Source organism: Streptomyces novaecaesareae (assembly GCF_000716875.1).
Taxonomy (GTDB): domain Bacteria; phylum Actinomycetota; class Actinomycetes; order Streptomycetales; family Streptomycetaceae; genus Kitasatospora; species Kitasatospora novaecaesareae.
The window spans coordinates 1-7162 of the sequence record NZ_JNWQ01000151.1; the positions used below are offsets into that span (position 1 = coordinate 1).

Here is a 7162-nt window from a genome sequence, read left to right on the forward strand (position 1 = left end):
CCCTCCCCCTCCCCGCGCTTCTCCCCGCGTCTCCCCCCACACACAAAAGTTCCCCGCGCCCGAAGGGGCGCGGGGAACTGCGCGAAGCGGAAGGCCACTACCCGCACTCAGGCTTCAACAGCCCGCTGCACACACAGCCGTCTCACACCGCCAAACAGCTGGGCCCGAGCAACTGCTTCAGGTCCCCGAACAGCGCCGGGTCCGACTTCACCCGGTGCCGGTCCAGCCGCAGCACCGTCGTCTTGTTGCGGCTCTCCAGCCGCACCCGGACCTCGGTGGTGCCCCGGTGGCTCCCCAGCACCTCGCCGAGCCGGGCGACCAGCGGCGGGGTGATCTTCCCGCTGGGGATGTTGATGGTGATCGGTGCGTCGGCATGCGCGTTGGACAGGTCGGGGACGGACAGTTCCATCCCCATCAGCCGCGGCACGTCCTCCCGCTTGTCGAGCTTGCCACGCACGAACACCACGGCGTCCTCGACGAGTTGCGAGGACACCAGCTGGTAGCTCGCCGGGAAGAACATGCAGTCGATGGAGCCGGCCAGGTCCTCGACGGTGGCGATGGCCCAGGCGTTGCCCTGCTTGGTCATCTTCCGCTGGAGGCCCGAGATGATGCCGCCGATGGTGATGATCGTCCCGTCGGGCCGTTCGGCGAGGTCGGCGACCGCGCAGTCCGCCTTGTCGGCGAGCACGTGCTCGATGCCGTGCAGCGGGTGCGAGGAGACGTAGAGGCCGAGCATCTCCCGTTCCTGGGCGAGCAGGAAGGACTTCTCCCACTCGTCCTCGGAGAAGACGACGTCGAGCCCGAAGCTGGGTTCGTCGGCTTCGGCGTCGCCGCCGAACAGGTCGAACTGCCCTTCGGCTTCCTTCCGCTTCACGCCGACGACGTTGTCGATCATCGGCTCGAACTGTGCGCTGAGGCCCTTGCGGGTGTGGCCGAGCGAGTCGAAGGCGCCGGCCTTGATCAGCGATTCGACGGTCCGCTTGTTGCAGACCACCGATTCCACCTTGTCGAGGAAGTCGGGGAAGGAGGAGAACTTCCCCTTGGTCTTGCGGGTCCGGATCATCGAGTCGACGACCGGCCCGCCGACGTTGCGGATGGCGGTGAGCCCGAAGCGGACGGTGTCGTCACCGTGCGGGGTGAAGTCCGAATCCGATTCGTTGACGTCCGGCGGCAGGACGTTGATGCCCATCTTGCGGCACTCGTTGAGGTAGACCGCGGACTTGTCCTTGTCGTCCTTGACGGACGTGAGCAGGCCGGACATGTACTCGGCCGGGTAGTTGGCCTTGAGGTAGGCCGTCCAGTACGAGACCAGCCCGTACCCGGCGGTGTGCGCTTTGTTGAACGCGTAGCCGGAGAAGGGGACGAGGACGTCCCACACGGCCTGGATGGCCGCGTCGGAGTAGCCGCGCTCGCGGCAGCCCTTCTGGAAGGGGACGAACTCCGCTTCCAGGATCTCCTTCTTCTTCTTGCCCATGGCGCGGCGCAGCAGGTCTGCCTGGCCGAGGGAGTAGCCGGCGAGGATCTGCGCGGCCTTCTGGACCTGCTCCTGGTAGACGATCAGGCCGTAGGTGGGCCGGAGCACCTCTTCCAGGGGCTTCTCCAGCTCCGGGTGGATCGGGGTGATGTCCTGCTGCCCGTTCTTGCGCAGCGCGTAGTTCGTGTGGGAGTTGACGCCCATCGGGCCCGGCCGGTACAGCGCGAGGACGGCCGAGATGTCTTCGAAGTTGTCGGGCTTCATCAGGCGCAGCAGCGAGCGCATGGGGCCGCCGTCGAGCTGGAAGACGCCGAGCGTGTCACCGCGCGCCAGCAGCTCGTAGGTCGGCTTGTCGTCGAGGGGCAGATCAAGCAGGTTGATCTTGATGCCCTTGTTCTTCTCGATCGCCTTGACGGCGTCGTCCATGATCGTCAGGTTGCGCAGGCCGAGGAAGTCCATCTTGAGAAGGCCGAGGCCCTCACAGGTCGGGTAGTCGAACTGCGTGATGGTGACGCCGTCGGTGTGCCGGGTCCAGACCGGGATGTGGTCGGTCAGCGGCTCGGCGGACATGATGACGCCGGCGGCGTGCACGCCGGGCTGGCGGATCAGGCCCTCGATGCCGCGCGCGGTGTCGATGACCTTCCGGACGTCCGGGTCGTTCTCGTACAGGCCGCGGATCTCGCCGGCCTCGCCGTAGCGCGGGTGCGAGGAGTCGGTGATGCCGGAGAGCGGGATGCCCTTGCCCATGACGTCCGGCGGCATCGCCTTGGTGATCCGGTCACCCATCGCGTACGGGTAGCCGAGGACTCGCGAGGAGTCCTTGATGGCGGCCTTCGCCTTGATGGTGCCGTACGTGACGATCATGGCGACCTTGTCGGATCCCCACTTCTCCGTCACGTAGCGGATCACGTCACCGCGCCGGCGCTCGTCGAAGTCGATGTCGACATCGGGCATGGAGATGCGCTCGGGGTTGAGGAAGCGCTCGAAGATCAGGCCGTGCGGGATGGGGTCGAGGTCAGTGATGCCCATCGCGTACGCGACCAGCGAGCCGGCCGCCGAACCACGGCCGGGGCCCACCGCGATGCCCTGGCTCTTGGCCCACATGATGAAGTCGGCGACCACGAGGAAGTACGCCGGGAACCCCATCTGGATGATGGTGTCCATCTCGTACTCGGCGAGCTTCTTGTGCTCCTCGTCGTACCCGCCCGGGAAGCGCCAGTCCATGCCCTCCCAGACCTTGGACTTGAAGAAGTCCGCCTCGGACTCGAAGCCCTCCGGGATGGGGAAGCGGGGCATGAGGTTCTTGAACTTGAACATGCCCTCGGTGTCGACGCGGGAGGCGACGAGGAGCTGGCTGTTGCGGCAGCCCTCCTGCCAGGCGTCCGAGGAGTCCAGCGCGTACATCTCGGCGGCGGACTTGATGTAGTAGCCGGTGCCGTCGAAGCGGAAGCGGTCCGGGTCGGAGAGGTTCTTGCCGGTCTGGACGCAGAGCAGGAGGTCGTGCGCGCCGGCGTCGGCCTCGGTGGTGTAGTGCGAGTCGTTGGTGACGACCGGGGGGATGTTCAGCTTCTTGCTGATCTCCAGCAGCCCGTCGCGGACCCGCTTCTCGATGTCGAGGCCGTGGTCCATCAGCTCCAGGAAGTAGTTCTCCTTGCCGAAGATGTCCTGGTAGTCGGCGGCGGACTTGACGGCCTCGTCGAACTGGCCGAGCCGCAGGCGGGTCTGCACCTCGCCGGAGGGGCAGCCGGTGGTGGCCATCAGGCCGCCGGACAGCTCGGAGATCAGCTCCTTGTCCATCCGGGGCCACTTCACCAGCCAGCCCTCGGCGTAGGAGCGCGAGGTCAGCTTGAAGAGGTTGTGCAGGCCCTCCTTGTTGCGGGCCCAGATGGTCTTGTGGGTGTACGCGCCGGACGCGGAGACGTCGTCCTTCTTCTGGTGCGGCTGGCCCCACAGGATGCGCTTGGTGTTGGAGCGGGCTTCCGGGGCGACGTACGCCTCGATGCCGATGACGGGCGTGATGCCCGCGTCGGTGGCCTGCCGGTGGAACTCGGCGGCGCCGTACATGTTGCCGTGGTCGGTCATGGCCACGTGGGTCTGACCGAGGCGCTCGACCTCCTTGAACATCTGCTTCAGCCGGGCGGCACCGTCCAGCATCGAGTACTCGGTGTGGACGTGCAGATGCGCGAACGGCTGGTCGCTCAAGGCGGGGCCTCCGGAGGCTCTGGTGCTGGTCTGGTGGGCCGGCGAACGTGCAGGTCACAGGGGGAGATGCCCTGGAAATGGATGTGGCCCGGAACACCTCGCGGGGTCCGGACCATCACTCACACGTTCACGCGTCTACTTTAGCCCCCTCGAACAGCTGGCTCACTCGACGGGAGACGCCGCCGAGCTCAGCCCGGCGAGTCGCGCCGCGGCGGCTTTTCTGATCTCCGGCTCCTCCAGCGGATCCTCCCGGAGGTACCCCAGGCGGGCTCTCACCTCGGGCCGGTCGGGCGCGTGCTCGACACCCAGGAGGCGGGCTTGCGCCTCGCAGTCCCACAGTGACTCGGTGTACGCCCCGGCCATCCCCGGCGAGCCGAGCGCGGCCAGCGCCGTCAGGTAGGCAGGACGCTCGTACGAGTGCGGAGTCCACAGCCAGAAGCGACGCAGCAGGGAGACCGCATCAGCGGCCTTCGTACCGAATCGCGTCAACCCGCGCGCGAGTGCGTCCGGCCCGCACCAGGTGCGATCCACCCAGTCCCGCTCCAGCTCGGCGATCAGCGCCGGGATGTCCTGCGACTCTCCGTGCTCGGCCAGGACGGCGAGGCCTTCCCAAGCCAGCCATCGGGTGTCGGACGTCACCCAGTCGCGGGCGGCCGGCATGGCGAGGGCGCCGAGCTTGCGGATGACGCCCGGGAGCAGCGGCAGGGGGTACTCGCCGTCCGCCATGCCGAGCGAAGGTACGAGCGGTACGAGCCCTGGCTCCGGCTCCCGCCGGTAGAGCACGCGTAGCGCATTGATCTTCCGGCTCTCCGGCTCGTCGGGGTCGGCCAGCAGCGCCACCAATGCACTGCTCGGCAACTCGGCCGTCGGATCCGGCCTGTCCGGCTGGCACTTCGAAGCGGGGACTTCCTCCTGCTCCTCCTCCGGCAAGTGGACGCGCAGCGCGTCGCGGGCCTCGATCGAGCCACCGAGCGCCAGCAGCTCCAGCACCTCGACTGCCCGGTCGTGGGTGTCCTCGTCCCCGGCCAGCATCTCGACCACCGGTCCGATCGGCAGTTCCAGGTCCCGGATCAGCCGGGCCAGGTACAGCTCTCGGTCATCGACCGAGTCCCACCGCCATTCCCAGCGGATGCAGCCGTACACGAGGTCGGCGGCTGAGGACGGATCCTCCGCCGCCATCACCGCACCCAGCCCTCTACCGCGCTGCAACAACCCCGGAAGCGTCCCCGCCGGCGCGTACTCGTATCTCCGCTCTGCCATGGGCTCCATCGTGCCCCAGCCCCTGGCGCGCGTGCGGCGGGGGCTGGCGGGTCACGCGTCCTCGTCCGGCGGCGGGGCCGCGCGGAGGACGGTGACGACGCCCAGGGCGACGGTGGCGAACGCGAGGCCGAGGAGGAGGGCGAAGGCGGCGGCGATCAGAAACCGCACGGGCCGTCGTTACGGTCGGCGTCGAGGAGCAGGGTGAGGAGGTTGAGGAGAGTCGAGACCGGCGCGGTGTTGAACCGGACGAGGACGCGGCCGTCCAGGGTCTTGTCGGTGCTCGCGGAGGGCCAGACCAGGCCGAACTTCTGGCCCCGCTCGTGGAGTTCGGCCAACAGCGAACGGACGTGGGCGTCCGAGAACGACTGGACGCGGGGATCCGTGGGCTTCATCGGGTAGCGCTTCATCAAGCGGCGTCCTTCTGCAGCTCGAACCAGACGCACTTGCCACGCTCCTGAGCGTCGACGCCCCACCGGTGCGTGAGGCAGGAGACGAGCTGGAGGCCACGTCCCGCCTCCGCGAAGAGATCGGGCGTCCCGGGCGAGGGAGGGATCGGGCTCTCGTCCGCCACGGAGACGCGGAGCGTGTGGTCGATCGAGATGATCTGAATGATCGGAGCGGGCGTGTGCCCGTGCCGCCACGCGTTGACGAGGAGTTCGACGAGCGCGAGCTGCGCGTCGAAGATCGTGGAGGGCTCCCACCCGACACGGGTCATGGTGTCGCGCAGGGACTGACGGGCGATGGCGAGGGAGGGCGTGTTGAGGTGACGCATGGGACTTCTCCCGAGGCGTGAGTGAGGGAAGAACCGGCGGAACACATGTCGCCGTGAGCCAGGCCAGGTAAAAGGACATGGCTGCTCTGCGGTGCTTGCTAGCAGGCGTTACTGACGATCCGTCGGATCGATGTGACATCGACCATAGCGCAGACGAGTATCCAATTTTCCACCCTTTGCGGAAACTTCCCCCTACGGTGGTAACAGGTGGACCCACGCTCGAAGCGCGCGGCAGACTGACCACACTGACCTTCGGAAGGGACCCATGCCTCCACGTTCCAACCCAACACTCCGCCAGCGCAGGATTGGCACCGAGCTGCGGAGAATGCGCGAGCGGGCTGGCTACGGTGGTTCAGAACTCGGCCGCGCTGTCAGCATGACTCCCGCCCAGGTCACTCAGATGGAATCCGGGCGGATCGGCATCAGTATCGACCGCCTCCGCACCATCGCCGCCGCGTGCAACTGTGCGAATCCCTCGCTGATCGACGCCCTCACCGAGATGATCTCCGAGCGCGGGAGAGGCTGGTGGGAGGAGTATCGCGAGGTCCTGACGACAGACTTCCTCGAAGTCGCAGAGATCGAGAGCTACGCAACAGCCCTCTCCACCTGCACGACCACCTACATCCCGGGCTTGTTGCAGACCGGCGCATACGCCTCCGCTGTCTTCACGCGGGTCTATCCGCCGTTGTCCCGCTCGGAGATCGACGTCCGCACAGCGTTTCGGATCCAACGCCAGCAGATAGTCCGGTCAGGCAAGACGCCTCTCCAAGCGTTCATCCACGAAGCCGCGCTCCGGATGCAGTTCGGCGGGCCCAAGGTGCTTGTCGAGCAACTCGACGCGCTTATCGACGACTCCACGCATCCCGGGATCTCAATCCGTGTAGTGCCCTTCGCCGTCGCCACCTTCCCAGGTGCTTCCGAAAACCTCACGTTCGCCAAGGCCCCGGTGCCCGACTTGGACACCGTCCAGATGGACGTCGCACAAGGCGTGCTGTTCTTCGACTCCCCAGCAGACCTGGCCATGCATCGAACTATCTTCGATCGCATGGACACCCTGGCATTCTCCAACGAGAAGTCGCGGGATCTCATCCGATCAGTCAAGAAGGAAGCGGAAGACAGCTATGCCTGAGTCGAAGTGGCAGAAGTCCAGCTACAGCGGCGCGACCAACGAGTGTGTGGAGGTCCGCACGTTCGACGGGGCGGTCGAACTCCGCGAGTCCGACGAAGGCGACACCATCCTGCACACCACCCCCGCCGCCTTCGCCGCCCTCCTCCACGCCACCAAGGCCGGCGAATTCGACCACCACGCCTAGAACTTCGCCCCCTCGCTCTCCCCGATCGAGGGGGCTAAGGGTCAAGGCCGTGAAGTTAAGGGCTGATCGGCTCGCCCAGGATGTCGATGCTGATGGTGGCCTTGTAGGTGCGTCGGTCGACGCGCAGGCTCTTGTACGCGT

The 7162-nt window shown here is 66.9% G+C and carries 6 protein-coding genes; 2 read left to right on the forward strand and 4 right to left on the reverse strand.

Going from position 1 to position 7162, the window contains the following annotated elements:
* Nucleotides 1–142 precede the first annotated feature (142 nt).
* The 4 genes from dnaE to OP86_RS31720 all read right to left on the reverse strand — a co-directional run bounded on the left by dnaE (nucleotide 143) and on the right by OP86_RS31720 (nucleotide 5708).
* On the reverse strand, nucleotides 143–3676 hold the full coding sequence (dnaE, locus tag OP86_RS31705; protein WP_030260550.1) for a DNA polymerase III subunit alpha: 3534 nt from the start codon (nucleotides 3674–3676) through the stop codon (nucleotides 143–145).
* A gap of 162 nt (nucleotides 3677–3838) precedes the next feature.
* Nucleotides 3839–4936 (reverse strand): hypothetical protein, encoded by a 1098-nt coding sequence (locus tag OP86_RS31710; protein WP_030062254.1) that lies wholly within the window; start codon nucleotides 4934–4936, stop codon nucleotides 3839–3841.
* A 155-nt stretch (nucleotides 4937–5091) separates the two neighbouring features.
* Nucleotides 5092–5343 carry a hypothetical protein gene (locus OP86_RS31715; protein ID WP_030062255.1) on the reverse strand — a complete coding sequence of 84 codons (252 nt, stop codon included), beginning with the start codon at nucleotides 5341–5343 and terminating at the stop codon, nucleotides 5092–5094.
* A complete protein-coding gene (locus tag OP86_RS31720) occupies nucleotides 5343–5708 on the reverse strand; it encodes an ATP-binding protein (RefSeq protein ID WP_051831116.1) in 366 nt (121 codons plus the stop codon). The genes OP86_RS31715 and OP86_RS31720 overlap by 1 nt, the downstream gene beginning before the upstream one ends.
* Before the next feature lie 265 nt (nucleotides 5709–5973).
* Here OP86_RS31720 and OP86_RS31725 point away from each other — a divergent pair, with 265 nt between their 5' ends.
* Together OP86_RS31725 and OP86_RS31730 are read left to right on the forward strand one after the other, a co-directional pair.
* Nucleotides 5974–6837, forward strand: coding sequence for a helix-turn-helix domain-containing protein (locus OP86_RS31725; protein ID WP_030062257.1), 864 nt, complete (start codon nucleotides 5974–5976; stop codon nucleotides 6835–6837).
* Nucleotides 6830–7021 carry a DUF397 domain-containing protein gene (locus OP86_RS31730; protein ID WP_030062258.1) on the forward strand — a complete coding sequence of 64 codons (192 nt, stop codon included), beginning with the start codon at nucleotides 6830–6832 and terminating at the stop codon, nucleotides 7019–7021. The genes OP86_RS31725 and OP86_RS31730 overlap by 8 nt, the downstream gene beginning before the upstream one ends.
* Nucleotides 7022–7162: the final 141 nt, after the last annotated feature.

What these genes read in the sequence shown, in the direction of transcription:
- OP86_RS31710 (WP_030062254.1), bottom strand. Translation starts at nt 4,936, where the DNA reads ATGGCAGAGCGGAGATACGAGTACGCGCCGGCGGGGACGCTTCCGGGG.
- OP86_RS31715 (WP_030062255.1), bottom strand. Translation starts at nt 5,343, where the DNA reads ATGAAGCGCTACCCGATGAAGCCCACGGATCCCCGCGTCCAGTCGTTC.
- OP86_RS31720 (WP_051831116.1), bottom strand. Translation starts at nt 5,708, where the DNA reads ATGCGTCACCTCAACACGCCCTCCCTCGCCATCGCCCGTCAGTCCCTG.
- OP86_RS31725 (WP_030062257.1), top strand. Translation starts at nt 5,974, where the DNA reads ATGCCTCCACGTTCCAACCCAACACTCCGCCAGCGCAGGATTGGCACC.
- OP86_RS31730 (WP_030062258.1), top strand. Translation starts at nt 6,830, where the DNA reads ATGCCTGAGTCGAAGTGGCAGAAGTCCAGCTACAGCGGCGCGACCAAC.